At 43.3% G+C, this 21,036-nt stretch carries 21 protein-coding genes, 6 tRNA genes and 1 pseudogene; 3 read left to right on the plus strand and 25 right to left on the minus strand.

From position 1 onward, the window contains the following. Nucleotide 1: 1 nt before the first annotated feature. The 4 genes from K1X84_13615 to K1X84_13630 form a co-directional block, all read right to left on the minus strand. A tRNA-Val gene (locus tag K1X84_13615) sits at nt 2-75 on the minus strand. A 13-nt stretch (nt 76-88) separates the two neighbouring features. Beyond that, nucleotides 89-175 (minus strand) — tRNA-Leu (locus tag K1X84_13620). A 39-nt stretch (nt 176-214) separates the two neighbouring features. Further along, a tRNA-Cys gene (locus tag K1X84_13625) sits at nt 215-285 on the minus strand. Nucleotides 286-409: 124 nt separating this feature from the next. Beyond that, nucleotides 410-482 (minus strand) — tRNA-Gly (locus K1X84_13630). 520 nt (nt 483-1,002) lie between these two features. Between K1X84_13630 and K1X84_13635 the strand changes: the two genes are divergently transcribed. After that, entirely contained in the window at nt 1,003-1,893 is an 891-nt protein-coding gene (locus K1X84_13635) for an exopolyphosphatase (protein ID MBX7152669.1), read from the plus strand. 6 nt (nt 1,894-1,899) lie between these two features. On the opposite strand, the gene K1X84_13640 is transcribed toward K1X84_13635, so the two are convergent. The 18 genes from K1X84_13640 to K1X84_13725 form a co-directional block, all read right to left on the minus strand. Further along, entirely contained in the window at nt 1,900-2,601 is a 702-nt protein-coding gene (locus K1X84_13640) for an HAD hydrolase-like protein (GenBank protein MBX7152670.1), read from the minus strand. 1 nt (nt 2,602) lies between these two features. Then, on the minus strand, nt 2,603-4,303 hold the full coding sequence (locus tag K1X84_13645; protein ID MBX7152671.1) for a methyl-accepting chemotaxis protein: 1,701 nt from the start codon (nt 4,301-4,303) through the stop codon (nt 2,603-2,605). After that, nucleotides 4,300-5,472 (minus strand): methyl-accepting chemotaxis protein, encoded by a 1,173-nt coding sequence (locus K1X84_13650; GenBank protein ID MBX7152672.1) that lies wholly within the window; start codon nt 5,470-5,472, stop codon nt 4,300-4,302. Before K1X84_13650 ends, K1X84_13645 begins: the two co-directional genes overlap by 4 nt. Before the next feature lie 3 nt (nt 5,473-5,475). Further along, entirely contained in the window at nt 5,476-5,862 is a 387-nt protein-coding gene (locus K1X84_13655; protein ID MBX7152673.1) for a chemotaxis protein CheW, read from the minus strand. Next, complete coding sequence (locus K1X84_13660) at nt 5,859-6,374, minus strand: chemotaxis protein CheW (protein ID MBX7152674.1); 516 nt, start codon at nt 6,372-6,374, stop codon at nt 5,859-5,861. Before K1X84_13660 ends, K1X84_13655 begins: the two co-directional genes overlap by 4 nt. 1 nt (nt 6,375) lies before the next feature. Next, nucleotides 6,376-6,873 carry a hypothetical protein gene (locus K1X84_13665; protein MBX7152675.1) on the minus strand — a complete coding sequence of 166 codons (498 nt, stop codon included), beginning with the start codon at nt 6,871-6,873 and terminating at the stop codon, nt 6,376-6,378. 1 nt (nt 6,874) lies between these two features. Then, nucleotides 6,875-8,308 (minus strand): CCA tRNA nucleotidyltransferase, encoded by a 1,434-nt coding sequence (locus K1X84_13670; GenBank protein ID MBX7152676.1) that lies wholly within the window; start codon nt 8,306-8,308, stop codon nt 6,875-6,877. Further along, nucleotides 8,305-9,369, minus strand: coding sequence for a sn-glycerol-3-phosphate ABC transporter ATP-binding protein UgpC (ugpC, locus tag K1X84_13675; protein MBX7152677.1), 1,065 nt, complete (start codon nt 9,367-9,369; stop codon nt 8,305-8,307). The genes K1X84_13670 and ugpC overlap by 4 nt, the downstream gene beginning before the upstream one ends. Nucleotides 9,370-9,419: 50 nt before the next feature. Further along, nucleotides 9,420-9,698 carry a hypothetical protein gene (locus K1X84_13680; GenBank protein ID MBX7152678.1) on the minus strand — a complete coding sequence of 93 codons (279 nt, stop codon included), beginning with the start codon at nt 9,696-9,698 and terminating at the stop codon, nt 9,420-9,422. Beyond that, nucleotides 9,695-10,678, minus strand: a complete 984-nt coding sequence (locus K1X84_13685) for a MoxR family ATPase (protein ID MBX7152679.1) — start codon at nt 10,676-10,678, stop codon at nt 9,695-9,697. The genes K1X84_13680 and K1X84_13685 overlap by 4 nt, the downstream gene beginning before the upstream one ends. Before the next feature lie 73 nt (nt 10,679-10,751). Further along, entirely contained in the window at nt 10,752-11,123 is a 372-nt protein-coding gene (locus tag K1X84_13690; protein ID MBX7152680.1) for a hypothetical protein, read from the minus strand. 107 nt (nt 11,124-11,230) lie between these two features. Next, the gene (locus K1X84_13695; GenBank protein MBX7152681.1) at nt 11,231-12,925 is read right to left on the minus strand and encodes a mucoidy inhibitor MuiA family protein; all 1,695 of its coding nucleotides are present in this window, start codon (nt 12,923-12,925) and stop codon (nt 11,231-11,233) included. Nucleotides 12,926-13,007: 82 nt separating this feature from the next. Next, on the minus strand, nt 13,008-13,484 hold the full coding sequence (locus K1X84_13700; protein MBX7152682.1) for a DUF2269 family protein: 477 nt from the start codon (nt 13,482-13,484) through the stop codon (nt 13,008-13,010). 54 nt (nt 13,485-13,538) lie between these two features. Then, on the minus strand, nt 13,539-14,366 hold the full coding sequence (gene amrB, locus K1X84_13705; GenBank protein ID MBX7152683.1) for an AmmeMemoRadiSam system protein B: 828 nt from the start codon (nt 14,364-14,366) through the stop codon (nt 13,539-13,541). Between the two features lie 15 nt (nt 14,367-14,381). Then, entirely contained in the window at nt 14,382-15,785 is a 1,404-nt protein-coding gene (locus K1X84_13710) for a sigma-54 dependent transcriptional regulator (GenBank protein MBX7152684.1), read from the minus strand. Nucleotides 15,786-15,809: 24 nt separating this feature from the next. Continuing rightward, complete coding sequence (gene lpxK / locus K1X84_13715; protein ID MBX7152685.1) at nt 15,810-16,928, minus strand: tetraacyldisaccharide 4'-kinase; 1,119 nt, start codon at nt 16,926-16,928, stop codon at nt 15,810-15,812. Then, complete coding sequence (locus K1X84_13720) at nt 16,885-17,505, minus strand: DUF374 domain-containing protein (GenBank protein ID MBX7152686.1); 621 nt, start codon at nt 17,503-17,505, stop codon at nt 16,885-16,887. The genes lpxK and K1X84_13720 overlap by 44 nt, the downstream gene beginning before the upstream one ends. Nucleotides 17,506-17,540: 35 nt before the next feature. Then, nucleotides 17,541-18,389: a tetratricopeptide repeat protein gene (locus K1X84_13725; GenBank protein ID MBX7152687.1), complete on the minus strand. Its 849-nt coding sequence runs from the start codon at nt 18,387-18,389 to the stop codon at nt 17,541-17,543. A 51-nt stretch (nt 18,390-18,440) separates the two neighbouring features. Here K1X84_13725 and K1X84_13730 point away from each other — a divergent pair. Together K1X84_13730 and K1X84_13735 are read left to right on the plus strand one after the other, a co-directional pair. After that, nucleotides 18,441-18,514: transfer RNA gene (locus K1X84_13730), tRNA-Met, on the plus strand. A 42-nt stretch (nt 18,515-18,556) separates the two neighbouring features. Then, nucleotides 18,557-18,630 (plus strand) — tRNA-Met (locus K1X84_13735). Here K1X84_13735 and K1X84_13740 read toward each other — a convergent pair. The 3 genes and pseudogenes from K1X84_13740 to K1X84_13750 all read right to left on the minus strand — a co-directional run. Continuing rightward, entirely contained in the window at nt 18,590-19,318 is a 729-nt protein-coding gene (locus K1X84_13740) for a zinc ribbon domain-containing protein (GenBank protein MBX7152688.1), read from the minus strand. The genes K1X84_13735 and K1X84_13740 overlap by 41 nt on opposite strands. 357 nt (nt 19,319-19,675) lie before the next feature. Next, a pseudogene (locus tag K1X84_13745) lies at nt 19,676-20,128 on the minus strand (recombinase family protein). 446 nt (nt 20,129-20,574) lie between these two features. Next, the coding region (locus K1X84_13750; protein ID MBX7152689.1) for a hypothetical protein at nt 20,575-21,036 on the minus strand (462 nt) is incomplete at its 5' end.

The following is a 21,036-nucleotide window of genomic DNA, read 5'->3' on the forward strand; positions in this document are numbered from 1 at the left end:
GTGGACACGACTGGATTCGAACCAGTGACCCCTACGATGTCAACGTAGTACTCTAACCAACTGAGCTACGTGTCCGAAACGAGTGCGGTGCTCGGAGCCGGAATCGAACCGGCACGGACTTTTAAGGTCCGCAGGATTTTAAGTCCTGTGCGTCTACCAATTCCGCCATCCGAGCTGATCTACTAACTCAGTTAACCTACACCAGTTAACTAAGAGGCGACGAACAGATTCGAACTGTTGATGGGGCTTTTGCAGAGCCCTGCCTTACCACTTGGCTACGTCGCCTTATTCAGGCTCAAAAGGGTAGAAACTAAAATGACCAGTTCACAAGGACCCGGTCATCTTAAGATATACACCTCTTTAACTCTTACTTTTTACAGTAGATCCCATCTGGATTACACGGTAATCGAGCGAGAGACGAGATTCGAACTCGCGACATCAACCTTGGCAAGGTTGCACTCTACCAACTGAGCTACTCTCGCTTATAAAAGTTAAATTAACAAGTGCTTACGAAGAACATTTCCTACAACCGGTGTTGCTAAATTGGGAAATCAATATATAGAAAAAAGAATAATTTGTCAAGAAATTTTAGTTTTTGTATGCTAATTCAATAGTTAAGTTTATATTTTACAATAATATTTATTTGTGTATGAATAACTTATTGATACATACTAAACGAATAAAGTTAATATAATTAAATATTTAAATTAGAACGACTTTAAACGGCTATGTGAATAAGTTGTTAATATCTTACATTCATATTGCCAAAGTATGATCGATTTGTATCGAATAAATGATTCTTCCAATAATTTTTTTATTATTTTACAACTTAGTCCTGAAACTTAAAGTAAAGTATTAGCAAATTCTTTTCCAATAAATGTAAAATCCAGAAAGAAAATGTTTGGTGCATTTTGTTTGCATTTGTATGATGAATTGTCTATTTTTCACAACGCTTTTCTATTCACTGTATTATCTTATTTTCAATATGTAAGGAGTAGGAGTATGCGTCTTATCACGCGCACTGATCTGGATGGGCTTACGTGTGCCGTTTTCATCACGGTTATGGAAAAAATCGATGAAGTTGTTTTTGTCGAACCTAAAGTTATGCAAGACGGCAAATTTCCCGTTACCGATCACGACATCATTGCCAATCTTCCCTATCACCCGAAATGCGCGTTATGGTTTGATCATCATACCAGCCAAGCGCATCAATCGCAAGCGCATGATTACCGGGGCAAATTTGCCGTAGCTCCCAGTTGCGCGCGCGTTATTTATGATTTTTACGAACAACCAGATGAATTGAAAAAATTTGACGATTTGTTGATCGACACGGATCGTGTGGACAGCGCTCAGCTAACGATCGATGATGTACTCAATCCTAAAGGCTGGGTGCTTCTCTCGTATACACTGGATCCTCGTTCCGGCTTGGATGCCTTTGAAGATTATTTCCAGCGCATGATTGGATGGATTCAGGTACATACTGTTGATGAAATACTCCAACTGCCTGATGTAAAATCCAAAGTAGATCGCTACCTCGCCGATCAGGATCAATTTAAAGCAGCCTTGCTCAAACATACTCAGCAAGACAGTAACGTAATCATTACCGATCAACGTGGCGTCGAAAAATTTCCTTCAGGTAATCGATTTCTGGTATACACGTTATTTCCAACTGCAAACATTTCAGCGCGCTTGTTCAAAGGAAAAGAACCGGGTGTGGTTGTATGCGCCGTTGGCCACAGCATTTTCAATCGTACATCCAAAACTGACGTCGGCGCTTTGATGGCTGAATATGGAGGTGGCGGACACAAAGGAGCCGGTACATGCCAGTTTCCGGAAGCAGAGGCCAATGCCAAAGTCAAAGAAATCGTTGAAAGAATGAAAAAAGCGGGATAGTTTTTTTTATCGTAATATTGCCTCTGTCACGGCATCCGTTGCTGACAAATCTTCAAACACAAAATCGGGCTCGTAGCTTTTGAGTTCATCCGTTTTGTGCCAGCCAGTTGCAACCGCAATCGATTTGACATTAAGACTTTTGCCACACAACACATCGCTAGGGCTATCGCCGATGATGACAATTTCTTTACCGGAAAATTGGCGATGTTTAATTACATTCGCTCTTTCGACGGCAATAGCTGGCAGATCGTGACGATGAATTGAATCACTGCCAAATGCACCCAGCGGCGGCATCCCATTAAAAAAATAATGCCCTAGCCCGGCACGCGATAATTTAAGGTGTGCACCTCGCAATACATTTCCGGTCAATAACCCTAACACAATGTCTTCATGCCCGGCCACTCGTTCCAAAAGATTTTCAACACCTTTTAATATCTTTATATCGCCGCTCAGAAGTGTTGCTTCGAGCGCGACCAGATAATCGTCAATTGCTTTAGGAATACCGGCTTGAATAATTTCATTGGCAATATGAGCCGACTGCATCAATTCAAAAATAATTTGTGGATCGGTTTTTCCTGAAAAAGAAAATTGGTCGACCGCGCCTGCAGTGCCGAAGATTTTGATCATAGCCTGCGTAATGGCTTTACGAGGCGCTCTGCCGCAAAGCAATAACGTCCCATCGATATCGAATAAAACAAGGCGTTTCATATTAATTGGATTTCGAATCGACTTTATAAGCGGCTAAAGTTTTTTTCAATTCTTCCGACAACGTACTCAAATCGGCGGCAATCGATGATGCATGATTGCTCGACTTAACAAACTGTTTCGACCCTTCGGAAATCTCCTTGAGCGTCATGACCACTTGTTCGGATGCAGTACGTTGTTGCTGCGTCGACAAAGAAATTTGCCGTGCCGATTCTGTCGTATTTTGCGCGGCTGCAAGAATGTTCTGCAGTACGTCTGAAACTTTAGTTACCAACTCAACACCCTCCCGGATTTTTTGGGCACTGTCTTTAGACGTTTTCATCAAAGTGTCCATGGCCATCCTCACTTCAGTTACCGTCGCTTTGATTTCTTCCGTTGATTCGGCAACGTTTTCGGCTAATCGCCGGATTTCAGCTGCAACCACAGCAAATCGTTTTCCGGCCTCACCGGCGCCGGTCGCTTCCAGCGCAGCATTGAAAGAAATGAGTTTCGTTTGTTCCGTAATGTTATTGATAATTTCCATCACGTCCGTTATTTTCTGCATCTTTCGGCTGAGCTCGGTAATTTCGCTGATATCGGTATCGCTTTTCTTTCTAATTTCTTCAATCTTATCTTTTGTATGCTGCGACAGGTCAACCGCTTTTTGAGTAACTTGATGCGTTTCGGCCGCAATATTGACAACTGATTCGGAGTTTTCAGCAATGTAACGCGATGTCGATGTCAGCTCTTCCATCGTCGCCGTTGTCTCGGTTACCGATATGGATTGTTCACTGGAAGTACTTGCCTGTTCTTTTGAAATTGCCAAAACATCGTTGGATGACTCGGCGATTTTTTTCGAACTCGTAGATAATTGTTGCGCCATCGTCTGCATATTATCCGTCATCGTATTGAAAGCTTCACCGAGCTCCTGAAATTCATCGCGTGTACGAATCGTAACGCGATAATCGAACTCACCCTCGCGAATACGTTTCAAACCATGATGCAGAATACTCAACGGACGATTGACATAATTGGCAATGCTGAAACTTAATAAAGCCGATGCGGCCACCAGCACCAATAACGCCAAAGCCGATACAATAATGATACGTTGTTTGAGATTATTCAATTCTTCATATATTTTCATCCCGTCAACGTCAACATAAGCAAAGGCAACGATTTCACCTTTACTATTATGGATCGGCCCGCCTCCGGTAATCCACGTTCCCCAAGCATCACTGTAAAAATCACTGACGACGGCTTTTGAAAAATCTTTTTGCCATGTAATCTGAATTTTTTGGCCAACCGGTGTGAAATTGTATGTTGTGTCTTTAGTGACAGGATCTATAGAAGCGATTGATGCGTCGTCTTCCTGAGCATCGACAACATAGATCAGCGTATCGGCGCTCGCCGTACTCGCTTTGGTGTAGGCATATTGAACATAGATTTTGTCATTACGGTTATGATCACGAAAACGGCGCAGTATAGTCTGGATTTCTTTGTAAGCTTCCGATTTTTCATCTTCACGCGTCTTAATCGTTTGGTGTTTATCACCGTCAATAAACGCACTCATGGTCGATGCCAAAGAATACGCGTGTGACTGAATCTGAATTTTCAAATCGTGCTCGGCTTTTTTGAAGACAAACTGATAAAGCGTACCGACAAGGCAAACGCTGATCACGATTGAAAACCCCAAAAAAATGCTGAAAAGTTTGACGCCGAATCTCATACGCTGAACCTGCTGATTGAAGTTTTTAAAAGGTGAATCGTTTTTTCGATATCGTCCACAACACGGGCCGTGTTTTGTGAAGTCTTGAAAAATTCGTCAATGCTAAGTGAAATATTTTTTGCAGTCGCCGCTACTTCCTGACTTGCGGCGCGCTGTTCATGAGTCGATAACGTAATGTTACGTGCCGATTCACTGGTCTGTACTGAATGTTGCGTGCTGCTTTCGAATATTCCCGTAATTTCACGCGTAGCCTGAACCGTACGATCCATACGTTGAAAATCTTCGTTAGAAGCGTCGACCAGATCCGTTATGGCACGACGCATTTCTTCAAGAGATAATTTAATTTCACTGTTCGAGCGTTCGATATTCTGCGCCAGTTTGCGCACATCTGTCGCAACGATATTGAAGCGCTTACTCAATTCACCGGCTGACGACGCTTCAATCGCCGCATTGAAAGCAATTAATTTGGTCTGATCGTTGATGGTATGAATGTATTTCATTGTCTCGCTGATTTCGTCGAATTTTTTAGACAAATTGGCCACGTGAAAAATTCTCGCTTCTAATCCATCTTTAATTTCATATACTGTTTTTAAAATATCCTGAATGTAGGAAAGTCCTTTAATATTATTGTCCTTTGTCATTACGGCCGCGTCGTAGACATTAACCGAACTTTCAGCGATTGAGCGGGCAGACGCAGAAAGTTGCTCAATCGTTACGACCGTTTCATGAACCGATGATGCTTGTTTGGGCAATGTCCCCAATTGTTTTTTAAATACGCCCCGGATATCTACAATCGAATTGGCCAGCTTGTTGACATACGCACTCAACTCACGTACGCTCTCTGAAATTGCTCTGAAATGATCACGCATAGCTTTGGCCAACTCTTCGAACTCATCACCGCTATCCGTCATAAAACGATGTTGAACATCCAGATGGTCTTTTGATAAACTTTTCAGGTCGTAAATCAACGCATACACAGGTTTTAATTTAAGATAAATCCAATACGTCAGCAGCAGCAATCCGAGCATTACAACAAAAAAAAGCAACAGAATTTTGGTCGCTTCATTGATCTGAAATCCATAAACCACATACACAGCTGCAATTTCTATAAATAGCACCGCTGATGTCATGCCGGCGATTTTAAATATTAACGATGAACGTTTAAACATAATCTAATTCGCAGGTTGAAGGTCAATCAATAAAACAGGCTCATCCAATTGAGCAATCGATGCCACGCCCCAAATGAAGTCGTGCATTCGTGATTTTTTTACTGAAAGAGGCATGGTTTTTACATCTCGATAACGAACGGACATCAAACCAATCAAACTATCGATCACAATGTATTTGTGATTGAATTTCGTTATAAAAACACGCGGCGACTGAAATTCGAGTTTTTCACGAAAGCCTAACATTACATCGATCGGCTCGGCTTTTTCTGCAATCAATTTTTCTTCAATAGAATCAATTTGACTTGCCGGAATTCCAAAACAGCCCTTTCCCAATCGAAATACCAGCATTTCGAACGTTTCATCACCGTCGATTTTTTTTCCTTCTGTCATGAAGGCTTTCCAATTGCATCGTTAAGGATCGTATGGACGTCCAGCACCAAGACTGTTTTTGATTTGAACTCAAATTCGCCCGTGATGTATTCCGATTTCAATCCTGCAGGAATCTTTTGGCCCGGGGTAATCTTCGATTTAGGCAAATCGATAATATCATGCACATAATCCACAAGAAAGCCGGAAGACAATTCGCCGGCTTTGGCGATCATTACCCGGCTTAACGGACCGGGCGTATGCGAGAGATGGAGAGTCTTCGCCAGATCAATGACGGATTCAAGATCGCCTCTCACATTGATAATGCCGAGAAAGTGATCCGGAAGGCCAGGTACAAAAGTTACCGCCATCGGCGGAAGAATTTCTCGGATCGATGGCCCAGGCATTGCAAAAAAATCCGTGCCGATATTAATTACAACTAACTGGATCGTCGCTTCGTCGATATCCACGGTTTTTTCGATGCGCTGCATCCGTGCACGATCGAGGATTTCCTGGGCAGAAAAATTTTCAGACATGCTAATTGGGCTTTTTGAAGTTTGTAACTTTAAGCGAGTAACTATTGTCGGTAATTAATAACTGAATTTCGAGACGGGTCGAGTCTACCGAAATATTCCAAAATTTATTATCGTAAGGTACGTCCTGATGTTCATCTTTGTCCGGTTTTCCGTAATTTCGCAGTAACTGCACTTGGACGCTATCCAGATCTTGTTGATCATATAACGCAATATAGCTAATGTAAAACAATCGGTCGTTGGTATCAAATTCCAGATAATAATCGCGTTGATTCCGCTGTACGACGATAATCGAACCGCCGGTTTGCATATTTACAACTCGAGATATCTTTTTGAACGTCGTATCTTTTACTGTCAACGAATCGATACGATTAACCGATGCGCCCCAGGGTATCCCGTAAAATCCTTTGTGAAATACGAATTGGTCTCCAACATGGCGTTTACGGCATCCGCTGCTCAGAATCGCCACCACCAATATCCATGTAAGCCATTTGGTGGACATGTCATTTACCGTGAAAGGACGTTTCGGTTTCGTCCAGAATTTTATCTTTATTTTTCATCAAATAGTCGTACGCCGCATCGTATTCATTGGGAATAATACCATCAAGAATGGCTTCTTCAATTATCTTTTTTAATCGGCCGACCGTTTTGCCGGGTTTAAGGCCAAAGAGCGCCATGATTTCTTCCCCTTTGATCGGAGGTTGAAAAGCGCGCAACCGGTCTTTTTCTTCAACTTCGCGGACGCGCTGCAGCACGCGCTCAAAATTTTCCAAATGCCTTTGGGCACGTTCCTTATTCCCGGAAGTAATATCGGCGCGGCAAAGGGTCAACAAGGCATCCACGTCTTGCCCGCTGTCAAAAATCAGTCTCCGAATTGCACTGTCCGTCACTTCCTCATCGACTAATTGAATCGGCCGCATATGCAAACGTACCATTTTGGAAACGTAATTTAGAAAGTCCGTAGGCAATTTCATTTTCCGGCCGATGCCTTTGACCATTCGCGATCCGACGTCTTCGTGTCCGTGGAATGTCCATCCTGTACCGTCAACAAACCGTTTCGTCCGGGGTTTGCCTATATCGTGCATCAATGCGGCGAAACGTAACCGTGTATCTTCCGACATCTCAGCCATATTGTCAAGGACTTTTAAGGTATGTTTAAAAACGTCTTTATGAAGATACCCTTGCTGCTGCTCCACGCCGGCGAGAGCCATCAATTCCGGAAAAATAATTTTCAACAAGCCGGTATCGTTAAGAATATTCAAACCCACGGATGGTTTTGGACTGGAAACAATTTTAATCAATTCATCCGTAATTCTTTCCTGTGAAATAATCGCGATCCGTTCCGCATTACGCGCGATACCGTCGAGAGTCGATGGCTCAATGGTAAATGATAATTGCGATGCAAATCTTACCGCTCGCATCATACGCAACGGGTCGTCGGAAAATGTCATATCAGGATCGAGCGGAGTGCGAATAATTTTTCGGCTAATATCTTCACGTCCATTGAAACGATCGATGATCTGGCCGAAAGTCGCCTGCGTGATGGACATCGCCAACGCATTGATTGTAAAATCCCGGCGGGATAAATCGCTTTGGAGGTCTGCAGCTTGTACAACCGGATTACGGGAATCTTTGTGATAGCTTTCGCTGCGTGCTCCTACAAATTCGATTTTTAGGTCAAAATTTTCAGGCCCCATCGGCAGCATCGCCGTTCCGAAATTCGAATAAATGACCAATGTTTGAATACAGAAAGCTTTCGCTACTTTTTCGGCAAATGCCACGCCGTCACCTACGACCATTACGTCAAAATCTTTGACAGGCCGGTCCAATATAGTATCGCGAACATATCCTCCGACGACGTACGCATCGATTCCATTTTCGTCGGCAATAACGCCGATTTTTGCAATCGATTCTTTAATTAATTCTTCTCGTGTCATTCAATTCGTTGACCTGAAATAGGATCGAACCAATGAAATTTTTTAACAGATAAAAAATATTCTTGGCCGGTTGTCCACGGTTTGGAAATATCGCCTTTAGCCACTGCTTGAATATCGCCGATAGTAAAATACAGATGCGATTCGCCGCCCAAATGCTCGGCATATTTTAATGTAGCTCTTAATGTTCCTTGCTTATACGATTCGAAAATTTCAACATCTTCTGGCCTGAATCCCGCAATCACGCCGTCACCGGCCGTCGATGGAATCGTTTCGCCAAATCCTTGTCCTTCGCAAGACCATCTGCCGTCGTTACAACGCAAAGTAAGAAAATTCATCGACGGCGTCCCGATAAATTCCGCCACAAACCGGTCTCGCGGCCGGCGGTAAATATCAAGCGGTTTGCCAGTTTGCCGGACCTTGCCTTGCGCCATGACCACCATCGTATCAGCCAATGTCATTGCTTCCACCTGATCGTGCGTCACATAAATCATGGTCCACCCCAGCGAGCGTGACAGTCTCAACAATTCAACCCGCATTTCAACTCGCAGTTGTGCGTCCAAATTGCTGAGCGGTTCATCCAACAAAAAAACTTTGGGCTTGCGCACAATAGCCCGCCCTACGGCAACACGTTGTCTCTGTCCGCCTGAAAGCGCTTTCGGTTTTCGATCAAGCAGTGAAACCAATTGTAGAATTTCCGCCGCTTCCGTGACCCGTTTATGAATCTCATTTTTCTCGATACCTTTGACGCGCAATCCGAAAGCCATGTTATCAAAAACCGACATATGCGGATACAACGCATAATTCTGAAAAACCATGGCCATATCTCGGTCTTTCGGATGGCGATCATTGATCGTAGCTCCATCCATCAAAATTTTTCCGGCACTGATGTCTTCTAAACCTGCAATCATTCTCAGTACGGTTGTTTTTCCGCATCCGGAAGGTCCGACGATTACTTGCGTTGTTTTGTCTTCGACAGTAAAACTAACGCCATCGACAGCGGCCACTGACTGCTTTTTATCAAAAAAAAATTTACTGATTGATTGAAGTTCAATATGCGCCATGAAGGTGTGCGTCCATTGCCCGTAGAAAACCGTTGGTGTGTACCTACAGATTAAGCCTGGTCTTTGCTAACGAATATATCGAGCTGTTTTTTCTTTTTTTCTTTTGCGTTGAGCGATTTCGATTTATTCAAATGACGTTGCTCGAGTGCTGTAAAATCACATGCAAATTCCCGAACGAATTTTTCGAGACTGCTTATCGTTTTAGCTTCTTTCGCTCCGGACAGGATAACCGCATAGGTTTCCCGGATGTTTTGAGCGATTAACAGGCTTTCGCGGTCGGTAAAATTAAAACGCTTTTTCAGAAAATTTTCTAATTCGGAGTCGGTCATGACTTGTGCTCCGCCAGAAGTTGTTCAATAATGTTTAACGTCGAAATGCCGTCGGCTTCGGCGTTGAAATTCGTTACGAGGCGATGCCGCAACACCGGTTTGGTCACCGCACGCACATCGTCAATTTCCGGCATGAACCTTCCATCAAGAATCGCACGGGCTTTTGCCCCGAGAATTAAATATTGCGAAGCGCGCGGACCTGCTCCCCAACTGACCCAATCATTAATGAATTTCGGAGCCGTCGGCGTTTTGGGCCGGGTTTTTGAAACCATATTAACCGCATATTGAATGACGTTATCAGCGACTGGAACACGTCGCACTAAATCCTGAAAATAAATGATATCCTGTGCATTCAAAATTTTGTGCAACTCACTGGTGTACGAACTGGTGGTCGATTTGACAATTTCAATTTCTTCACTCACGCTGGGATAATCAACCCAGATGTTGAACATGAAACGGTCCAGTTGTGCTTCCGGTAAGGGATACGTGCCTTCTTGTTCGATTGGATTTTGAGTCGCCAATACAAAAAACGGCTCCGTCAAAGTGTATGTATTTCCCGATGCCGTTACTTTATGTTCCTGCATGGCCTCCAAAAGAGCCGATTGCGTTTTAGGCGGTGTACGGTTGATTTCATCCGCCAGCACGATATTGGCAAACACAGGGCCTTTAACAAATCGAAATTGTTTTTGTCCCGTCGTCATGTTTTCTTCGATTACTTCGGTACCTACAATATCACTGGGCATCAAATCAGGCGTAAACTGAATACGGCTGAATTTCAAATCCAGAACTTTAGACAATGTGTGAATCAGTAACGTTTTTGCAAGACCGGGAATACCGATCAAAAGACAATGTCCGCGTGAAAATAAAGCTATAATCAGTTCAGCGATAATTGAATGCTGGCCGATAATTACTTTTCCGATCTCCTTTTCCAACGCTTCCCGCGCTTCTTTCAGCGCTTTCACTGCATCGACGTCGTTCATTCCTTCTGCAATTTTCATCGCCTGGCGCAATTCCGTTGATTTTTCTGCCGTCTGCATGAGATCCTTTCTACATTTATACTGCCGTTCGGTCTAACATGTCGTCGTCTGCTTTATTCCAGCCGCTTGGCTCTTTCCACCAATGCGAAGCGCAATCGGGACATCGGTATAGCGTTTTCCCTTCACGGACGATTAAAACATCCAATCCGTTTTCCGATACGGCCGCCTCTCCAAAATTTTTAATTAATTGATAATGCTCGTATGGCTTGATACGTTCCCACCGGCCTGAAGGATGCGCTTCAGTTATAAGAAATTTGCTGAAAGCCGAACAATGTGAACAACGGTACACCTGACCGTTGGCATCCGATGATTGAAGCATTAAAATGTTTTTTGCGCGCGCCAAATACAGCGCGTCACTCCAGTAGAACTTCTGTTTTGATCGGATCATGAATGTTTGTTTAAAGCAGAATTATTATACTTATTTGACCAGCAAAAATCAATAAAAAAGCCCTGCAGCAAACGCTGTCAGGGCTATAAAAATCGTCTAAAAACGAATCATAAACCATCAACTTGTATTTCCTTCGGATATTCAACAACGTATTTGATACGCAGTTCAATTTTTTCTTTAGGTTTGATACGTAATCGCCATTCAATAACACCGTTGCCTTTACGTTCAATTACACCGTTAGGATGAGCGGCGATGGCTTTATCTTTCTCAAACTGTGGAATAACAGCCTCAACTTTAATACGTTCATCCTGCGAAATCGGAAATTGATCCTGAACCGTGATCGTATCTTCGGTCTTCTTGAAGCTTTCGATGGTGATTTTGTATTCAAAAGTTTTTTTAGTGCTCTTGGAGAAAATGCCGGTTTCAGCTTTATAATCGCGCACTTGTTCACGTTTGATCTTGATCGCATCATCAACGCCCAAAAATACATTAAATGTCTCAGTCGGGATCACGGTATTCAGGTACGATGTGCCGACAAAGCTATTACCAAAAAAGACATTGGCGCTACCAGCTAGAAATGGAACATCCGTGGTGTTTTCAATTTTACCTTTAAGATAAGCAAGTTGTGATAACTTAGGCACGGAGGAATACTCGAAATCAGATTTTAGTTTTTCAGTCGTGATCATCACTTTATGATCAAAATTGTCAGAAGGAATGGTCGATGGTTTGACAACATTAAATACGACCGAAGTCGAACGCGTTTCAACTACCGCACTTTCCGATATCAAATCATTGACCTCACCGGCCTTTTCTTCTTCGTCAACATTCACATCTTTTTGCTTTTCACTTTTCTTACTAAACGTACGGGCGCCCGCACCGGCTCCGGACATCGGCGCGAAACTTTTGTCATCGGCTCCTAAGTAGTAATCATATACATTGAGATACCATGAACTTAATTGCGGCATGGTTGCAGAGATATTCGGACGAGCGGTGGAAATGGACAATTTCACCCCTTTCCAGTCTTCGCCGGTGTTTTGGGCAACCATGGCATAATAAACCATGTCTACGGTCTTGTCATCCGGAGAAACGCGCACGTCATATACCGGATACCATTTAGCTCCGGTTAATACGTACGAAACATCCAGATTCAGATTTCCTGCTTTAGCAACGCTAACCGAAACCCAAACTTTTTTTCTGGTCAATTTCGAATACCCGGAAAGCTGGTTGATTTGCTGTTGGATAACGTTTTTCTTTGAAGTCACATCGCCTTTTTTCTTCTCAAGCGTACGGATTTCATCGTTAATTTTTTCGATGTTGCCGTCGTAAAACACGAAAAGTTTTGTCCAATCGTCCATCGACGGCTTCGGAACGTCTTTATTGTTACTTTGACTAACTACGCTGTTTTTGATTTCATTGAGCAATTCTTTTTCCTTAGATAATAGCGCCAGTCGGTCACTGAAAACACGTTCGTCGGCTTGCAGAATTACCAATTGATCCTGAAGCTCTTTCAGCCGATTCTTGGGCAACGTATCAATGTAATCCATCTCGATCTTGATATCGGTGATCTTTGCGGATGCAGAACCGGAGCCGCCAACCCGGAGCGATTGATCCTGCAAGGATGATGGTAAATCTTTGAGCAACAAATCATAATCGCCGGGATTGAGAAAAATTTCAGCGCTCCGTGTTATGGCGGCACGATCAACATATACTGTCACGCCTGTAATCGACGCGTCCACTGTTCGCTGGTTTTGTGCGTAAAGGCCTCCAGCCATGAAAGCAATCAACAAAAAAATTCTTTTCATAAACACCTCTTTATGTTTTTAATACACTTTTTGTGCGCAAATATGATCGCTTGTCGCAGAAAAGATTTTTCAGGAAAATATCTTAAAAACCGAACCGGAAGGTCATTAAGATAATGATAAGCGCCAGGAGTGCAATCGTGATAGCAGAAAATATTTTCCATTTTCCGATCAATTGCTGATAGGTTTTTTCATCATCCATACCAATACCGTCTTTTTTGTAAACGGCATACGCTTTTTTCAATTGCCCCAATGCCGCATGCGACATACCGATAGCGACGATAGCGAGAACTAATTTTAATTGAATATAAAAACGGAATCTTATCCATTCCATACCGTAAATATACACCATGGCGATACCACTGACGAACATCAAGATCCAGCCCGTATTCAGTAAAGTTTTATTGATACGTCTTGCCAGTGCCAGCGCATATTCACGCGGCTGCAATTGATCGGACTCAAAAAAAGCCGACAGATAAACGTATTGAATCACGACCGCTCCCATCCACATGATCAGTCCGAAGACGTGTAATACTTTCAGCGCAGGCATCAGATATTCCATACTTCCCTTGTCCTTTTGATTTTACATTGTTTGATTAGTGTTATCTCTGAGCCCTCAATTAAACATCACAGCTGACAAATATCCGACCACTTCATCGTAATCGCCGCTTACTTCACCCGATGTGTGATAAGATAAAACTTTTGAATGACGTGCATTCAATTGCTTAGAAGCGATCATAGTGGCAAAGATCGCTCCTGCGCCGCACGCCTCACACTGATGCGAGCGTATATCGGTATGTAAACGTTTTTCGTCAAATGCTTCCAGATCGTTGATCACGACGTGATCAAGGTGATTGGCTTGACGCACATGATGGTAATGGGATAAATCGCTGCTCGCGACAACCAGCGCGCGCCGGTTTTTGAGCACTTTCGCCAGAGCGTTACCGAGCGCCGCGCTTGTCTCCCAATCCTGTTCACCCATCACCAACGGCAACAAAACAAAATCTTTGAGCATGTATTGCAAAAAAGGCAACTGCACTTCCAGGCCATGTTCTTCGCGATGCCCCAAGTCTGAGGGAATAACCACAGGCGTCGTTTCCATCAGTTCTTCGGCAAGTTTTCGGTCGACCGGCACCGTACCCAAGGGCGTGGAGTAATCTCCGGGATACACCGAGACACCGTGAAAAAAATCCCGATGACTGGGCGAAATGACCACCACTGTATCGTATTCGCACTCGGAAAGTTGTTGATACGTTTCCGCCGCGACATAACCGGAATACATGTAACCGGCATGCGGCGCCACCAAACCATAAATTGGCGATTGAATTATTACACTCGAAGTATTTTCAAACATCGCTTTTAATTCTGCGGTCAATTCAGTTCGGCCGCCCGGGTAAAAAAGTCCGGCTACAGCCGGTTTGCGTGTTTTAAATGAAAGGCTCATAAGAATCCTTTTCCATCACTCTTTGATGGGCAATTGATACTTTTCCGCCTTACGGTAAATCGTCGCGCGGCCCATATTGAGTCGCCGAGCTAATTCGGAAATATTGCCGTCACAATCAGCATAAACTTTTTTAATGACTTTTTCTTCGACACGTTCCAGAATTTCATCAAGCGTTCCGTTGATATCGAATGAATTTTCATGGTTCCCTGGTTTAGTTAATCCGAGTGTCCGGATTGCCTGCGGCAAATCCTCTAATGTGATCTCATTGCCCGAACATAGCACCACAGCCCGTTCAATCGTGTTCTCCAACTCACGTACATTGCCAGGCCAATGATAGTTCAGTAATACTTCCAATGCGTCCCGTGCTATGGATTCGACATTTTTCTTTTCACGCTTTTTAAATTTTTCAAGAAAGTGCGCCGATAATAGCGGAAGGTCTTCTTTGCGGTCGCGCAATGCCGGCATGATAATCGGAAAGACACTGATACGGTAATATAAATCTTCGCGAAATTGTCCGTTTTTCACCGCTTCTTCGAGAATACGATTGGTCGCCGATACGACGCGTACGTCAACTTTGATGGTTTCCGTTCCGCCGATGCGCGTAAATTCGCGTTCCTGCAAGACACGAATAACTTTTGCCTGTGTCGCTGCCGTCATCTCGCCGATTTCATCCAGAAAAATCGTGCCGCCATTTGCCTGTTCAAATTTACCTGAACGGCGCTCCGTCGCGCCGGTGAAAGCGCCTTTCTCATGTCCGAAAAGCTCGCTTTCGAGCAAACTCTCAGGCAATGCCGCACAATTTACTGCGACAAAAGGTTTATGAGCGCGGGTAGCCGTCCGGTTATGAATTTCTCGTGCGACCAATTCTTTACCGGTACCGCTCTCACCCATAATCAAAACCGTCACATTACTGCTGCGGCTGATCTTTTCAAGCACGTTATAGATTTCCTGCATCTTACCGCTACGGCCGATGATACTGCCAAAATCATGTGCCTGATACAATTCCGATTTCAACCGCTCCAATTCCTGAGATAGTGAGTGAATCAGTAAGGCATTACGAACTGAAACTTTAAGGCGGTTTGAATCAAACGGTTTGGTCACGAAATCGTAGGCGCCGCCACGCATGGATTCCACGGCAACTTCGATCGTTCCGTGCGCACTGACCATGACGATAGGAATATGCGGAAAGAATTTTTTAATCCGTTCCATTACGGCAATACCATCAAGACCGGGAATTTTCAGGTCGAGTAGAACCACGTCGGGCATAACCTGTTCCAGCATTTGAAAACATTCGTTGCCATCCGTTGCGTTATAAAGACGATAGTTTTCATTTTCAAGATACACATTAATCAGGCGAAGAATATTCTTGTCATCGTCAACGACCAGAATTTTCTTTTTCTCTTCTTTATTTTCGTCCATCGTATGCTCCGTTTATTCACATATTCATGCTGAAAACATTTTTACAGATCGATCCTCCTGAAGATGGGGCCGTAGCGACTGTAGCCACGATTGAACATGGTCATCTCGAAACTCCACAGTCGGAATGGTAATCCAGACCGCTACGCGTTCATCCATCCATTCTCTTTTCAATTTGACCGCGTCCTTTTCTGTGGTGACGACAGTAGCCTGATCACGCTTAGCTTTATTTACAATTCGTGTAATCTCGTAAGGTTGATACCAATGATGGTCCTGAAACTCGACAAAATCTTTTAGAACGGCCTGATGATAACTGCAAACCTTTTGAAGACTGCGGTAAAACGATTCATGAAAACCCAGTCCTGCAAAAGCAAAGATTTTCTGACCTCCGATCGATTCCAGCGGGATCGTTTCGCTTGTATGATAATTTACAAAAGAAGAAATTGGATAGGAACTAAAAAATTTTTTGATATGAAAAACTTCCCAAAGTTTAGGATCGATATCTTCCGGACATTTGCTAATTAAAACAGCATCCGCTTTATGTATTCGGTTCGAAAGATCACGCAATCGGCCGATCGGAATAATCCACTGCGGATATCGCCATTCATGATAATCCAGAACAATGATATTCCAATCCGAATGAAGTTGTCGGTACTGATAACCGTCGTCCAGTACAATAACATCCGGATTAAACGATGTTTCAAGATATCGAACTGCGGCGGTTCGATCAGTTCCTGATACAACGGGAATATTTAGATTATTTTTAATAAAATTTCTCGCCAGTAAATAGGCTTCATCACCGGATGACTCCACCGATGTTGCGATGGCTTTTCCATCGGAAACCAAAACCATACCCTTACCTTTTTTTCGGTATCCGTTGGATACGACAGCAATGCGATAACCCTTACGCGCTAAATTTGACGCCACAAATTCAACTATCGGTGTCTTTCCGGAACCACCGGCGGTCACACTCCCAACACAAATTATCGGCGTATCGATCTGCGTCACGCGCATCCATCCATGATCGTACAAAAAATTGCGGAGATATAGAATAATTTGTGCAACAATGGAAAACGGCAATAAAAAAACAAGCCCCGCTATTCTAAGCGGCGGATTTTTCCACTGAACGACGGGTTTTACTACCATTCAGAAAGTCTTCAATTGATTGGGTCGGATCGGAATGTTTGATAGGTTCGACAACGGACAATTCAATGACGCAAACGGAAAATGGTTTCGGTATTACAAACCGGTCCCAGCTTTTCAGTCGCCATGCCGAATTGTATTCCACACGAACGAGCACAACCGGTAGTCCTGTTAATCGCGATAAAAGGGCAATACCATTTTTTGCTTTCCGCGCTGGTCCTTTCGGTCCGTCCGGAGTAATTAAAATCGAACGGTCGCGCGCTGCTTTGCGCAAAGCCATCATCGCTTCGTACTTTTGTTCGTTGGTCGACGCTTGGACAACGCCGAACTTCAACCGTCGCATAAGACGGTTCAGCACATTGCCGTCCTCACTTGCACTAACCAATCCGACGTATCGGTCGTTTTTATTCTGTCGATCAAGCCATGCCAATACGCCAAAAATATCCTGGTGCCAGAAGCCAAGAACGTGATGATGAACGGCAGAATTTTGATTGCATTGAAACCGAAGCGTACGAAACCAGGCTTTTAATAAAACAGGTAATAGTCGATCGGATAAAATATGCAGAAAAAAATATTTCATTTAAAAATATAGCCGATTCAAAACCGAAAGACAATTTATAATTTACTGAGATATTCTTTGGCCATTTTGGCCGGCTCGCTGTCGCCATACGATCGGATGACTTTTTCCAATTCTTCTTTTGCTTTCGGTTTGTTGTTTAAAGCAAAATAGGAAAGACCGATTTTTAATTGAGCGGAAGCATTTTTATCGGATTGACCAAACGCAAAAACTTTTTGGTAATCGACAATCGCCTGGTGATAATCGCCGGACAAATACGCGCACTCGGCTATTTGAAACTGGCTATCGTCGGCCAATGCGTGATCGCTGCTTTCGCCGATAATTTTCTCGAAAACGGCGATGGCTTTTTGATAACTTTTTTTCTTCATCAGCGCGACCCCGTCGTCAAATTTTTTCTTCACCGGATCGGCCGTTGTATTTTTTTTGACCGCTTTTTTTTCAGCAACGGTTTTTTTAGTCTTAACGGAATCCATCGATTTCCTGGAAGTGTCGGCCATCAACGTCTTTTTGAAACCACCGCTTTTCAGCCATTCGTCTTTGATGGATAATTCGGCACGCATCGAATCGATCAACAACGACCTTTCTTCCACAATTATCCGCAGTCCATTAACCTCGTCTTGCAAATGATCAATCACCTGCAATAACGAATCAATAGGATTCACCGGCAAGTTTTTCACAACATTCGTTGTCTGCACCGTATCTTTTTTAACCACGGCGACTTTACGGACACTATCTTTCTTTGCGGTAAGCCCAAGTAATTCGTTGAGTTCATCTTTCGGAGCGTGTGATTTAACAACAGTCGGTGTCACGGTTTCGCTGCTTCCACCACAGGATGAAACAATCAGAATGAAGGCGATAAAAGTAAGATTTTTCGTGTTTTTCCTCATAATTTCGCTTGACTTTTCAGGTCAATAGTAATATACTTGCACCACTTCAACCGCGGGGTGGAGCAGCCTGGTAGCTCGTCGGGCTCATAACCCGAAGGTCGTAGGTTCAAATCCTGCCCCCGCTACTTCAAATAACAGACCGAAAGGTCTGTTGTTATTTATACCCCGGTGGGGTAGCTCAGTTGGTTAGAGCACAGGATTCATAACCCTGAGGTCACGGGTTCAACTCCCGTCCCCACTACTTCATGGGACTCTCCGAAACTCTCGGAGAGTTTTTTATTTTCTAAGCTGTTAATCTTGTTTGCGATACAATCCAAAGCGGGGTGAATTTTTGGGGTTCGACATTGATTATTCTGGTAAATGATTTTTCCGGGAAATGTCGAACCCACAAACCGACGCTTTTTCTCAATATCCGCATTGATATAGTATTGATCGAGATTCTCAAAGATATTCATACAATAATCAAAGTAACTCGTAAATTCCTTCTCTGTAATTCCCAGATTATTTTTCTGATTCTGAAAATGTAACTTCCTCGTGGCAAGAGACTCTTTGAGGCGACCGTACGAATCCGCGCTTATTTCCCCGTCGATGTACTTCTCGTCTATTTTGAGTAACTTGTCTTCAAGTTCTTGAAGTTCTGAGTCAATACGTTTCGTGTCTTTAGCGGCTGTATTTTTACTTTCAGAATAGAGGTCTTCGATAACCGTTCGATAGAGTTTTGCGATCGGCCCAGGGATTTTAATTTGAGACAGATATTGAACGAACGCGATGTCCACTTCATTCGCCCGGTTACGTTCTTTGCATGGCGTATGGCAATGATAATAGTGATACAGTTTGCCAAGTTTACCACGTGAAGGACTGCCTGTTATGGGCCTACCACATTGCGGACATAAAAGGAAACCGCGAAGCGGAAAAGCTTCATCAAGCATTCCCAAATTCGTACGAGCAAGTCCCCTACCCCTTATCACACGCTGAACTTGCTCAAACGTTTCTTCGCTAATGAGCGGCTCATGAATCGCTTTGACAATCTTTTCAGGCTCTTTTTGATAGGATTCGACTTTGAATTTTCCAGCGTAAATCGGATTACTCAAGATACGCGGCATGTGGCTTTTGCTAATCACAAGGCCGCGTGTTCGCATCACCCTTGCCAACTCAAACATTGAGTAAACACCTTTTGCGTACTCTTCGAAAAGCTGTCTGATTAACGGTGCTTTTTCGCTTGGAATTAGAATGGGTTTGCTCTTATCGTCGCGGCTATATTTGTAGCCAAGCGGTGCCGCCGATACCCACCGGCCCTCTGTTTTTGCGCGGAAGATTCCACTTTTGATATTGAGTGAGCGGCGGTCGTTCTCCACTTCGGGAGCCGCAAGGTAAAAGGCCAACATGATTTTTTGTTCTGGCACGCTCGGATCAATCGGCTGTTCAATGGCTTGAACCGTAATTCCCATGTCTCGGAACTGACGGATCATAACATACGCGTCGTGCGTATCCCGTGAAAAACGGTCCCACTTGGTAATCAAAAGAAAATCTATGCCCTTACGATTTGTTTTCGAGTAGGCAATCATTCGCTGAAAATCTGGACGGTTCAGCGACTTCGCGCTTTCATCGTCTTGAAATTCGGCAACGATTTGCATTTGGTTTATACTGGCATAGGTTTTAAGTCTCTCCACTTGATAAGGCAAGCTAAAATTCTTAGCCTGATCGTCGGTCGATACCCGTGTATAGATGATGGCATTCATAGCTAATTCCTAAATCCAAAATTCGAGGTTATTTTAAAGTCCTTATTCCGCATCAAATAATCAAGTTCATTCTTGGCCATTTCTACAAGCCAATCGCGCAAATAAACGATCTCCTCATCGGTGAACTTGTTTCCAAGCTCTTCCAAAATCTCACGGCATTTCTCGATAGATACCATTTAGCTAGGCCTTGTAAAAATTATTTTTGTTTTCTATAAAAGTTTTTTTCGACTTTTACTGTTATGTGTTATGTACAAAAAGAACACGATTTTAAATCGTTGCAGTAACCATAACAGTAAAACAAGCTGGTTTCTGTTTTCAATTACCTTGAGTAGCCATTTAGCAATTTACTGTTTTAGTGTTATGTTTTAAGTGATTGTTTGTACTAATCTAAATTCTATAACAGTAACTTTTGTTTTTCAGCCTATAAAATGAAAATTTTTTTTCTTCTAAAACGCCCGAACCTTGTTTAAAAGCGTCTGTTCTTCGGATTCACGTTCTTCTTTAGTCTTAAGCCTGATACCGATCATGAGCCGGTGTTCAAATTCCATGTCGCGGGTGATGAATTGATGGAACGACTGCAAAAGTTTACGGCTAAAATGAACACGGTTGAGCCTGAATTTACCAACCCCATTGATTGTGCACCAAGTGTCGTAATCTGCATAAAGCTCTGATGTGCGTGAACGGTGTTTCTCAGGATACGGTTTAAGCGGTTCATTATTGTATCCGTTGATTTTGGTGTTTTCACGCGCCCAGTTGATAATGTGATTGGAATACGTAATGATTTCTTTTTTCCATTCCTTGCACACTTCAGGCAAGTCAAACGCCTGATGGCCTTTTTCTTCGATAGACCTAAATCCATCCAAAAGCCAATTGAATATCCCGGATAACTCCGTCTCAAAGTTATTGGT

It is taken from the genome of bacterium (assembly GCA_019695335.1).
Lineage (GTDB): Bacteria > CLD3 > CLD3 > SB21 > SB21 > JABWBZ01.

Coding starts and splice junctions, on each gene's coding strand:
- K1X84_13635 (MBX7152669.1), top strand. CDS start 1,003: ATGCGTCTTATCACGCGCACTGATCTGGATGGGCTTACGTGTGCCGTT.
- K1X84_13640 (MBX7152670.1), bottom strand. CDS start 2,601: ATGAAACGCCTTGTTTTATTCGATATCGATGGGACGTTATTGCTTTGC.
- K1X84_13645 (MBX7152671.1), bottom strand. CDS start 4,303: ATGAGATTCGGCGTCAAACTTTTCAGCATTTTTTTGGGGTTTTCAATC.
- K1X84_13650 (MBX7152672.1), bottom strand. CDS start 5,472: ATGTTTAAACGTTCATCGTTAATATTTAAAATCGCCGGCATGACATCA.
- K1X84_13655 (MBX7152673.1), bottom strand. CDS start 5,862: ATGACAGAAGGAAAAAAAATCGACGGTGATGAAACGTTCGAAATGCTG.
- K1X84_13660 (MBX7152674.1), bottom strand. CDS start 6,374: ATGTCTGAAAATTTTTCTGCCCAGGAAATCCTCGATCGTGCACGGATG.
- K1X84_13665 (MBX7152675.1), bottom strand. CDS start 6,873: ATGTCCACCAAATGGCTTACATGGATATTGGTGGTGGCGATTCTGAGC.
- K1X84_13670 (MBX7152676.1), bottom strand. CDS start 8,308: ATGACACGAGAAGAATTAATTAAAGAATCGATTGCAAAAATCGGCGTT.
- ugpC (MBX7152677.1), bottom strand. CDS start 9,369: ATGGCGCATATTGAACTTCAATCAATCAGTAAATTTTTTTTTGATAAA.
- K1X84_13680 (MBX7152678.1), bottom strand. CDS start 9,698: ATGACCGACTCCGAATTAGAAAATTTTCTGAAAAAGCGTTTTAATTTT.
- K1X84_13685 (MBX7152679.1), bottom strand. CDS start 10,678: ATGAACGACGTCGATGCAGTGAAAGCGCTGAAAGAAGCGCGGGAAGCG.
- K1X84_13690 (MBX7152680.1), bottom strand. CDS start 11,123: ATGATCCGATCAAAACAGAAGTTCTACTGGAGTGACGCGCTGTATTTG.
- K1X84_13695 (MBX7152681.1), bottom strand. CDS start 12,925: ATGAAAAGAATTTTTTTGTTGATTGCTTTCATGGCTGGAGGCCTTTAC.
- K1X84_13700 (MBX7152682.1), bottom strand. CDS start 13,484: ATGGAATATCTGATGCCTGCGCTGAAAGTATTACACGTCTTCGGACTG.
- amrB (MBX7152683.1), bottom strand. CDS start 14,366: ATGAGCCTTTCATTTAAAACACGCAAACCGGCTGTAGCCGGACTTTTT.
- K1X84_13710 (MBX7152684.1), bottom strand. CDS start 15,785: ATGGACGAAAATAAAGAAGAGAAAAAGAAAATTCTGGTCGTTGACGAT.
- lpxK (MBX7152685.1), bottom strand. CDS start 16,928: ATGGTAGTAAAACCCGTCGTTCAGTGGAAAAATCCGCCGCTTAGAATA.
- K1X84_13720 (MBX7152686.1), bottom strand. CDS start 17,505: ATGAAATATTTTTTTCTGCATATTTTATCCGATCGACTATTACCTGTT.
- K1X84_13725 (MBX7152687.1), bottom strand. CDS start 18,389: ATGAGGAAAAACACGAAAAATCTTACTTTTATCGCCTTCATTCTGATT.
- K1X84_13740 (MBX7152688.1), bottom strand. CDS start 19,318: ATGCTTGATGAAGCTTTTCCGCTTCGCGGTTTCCTTTTATGTCCGCAA.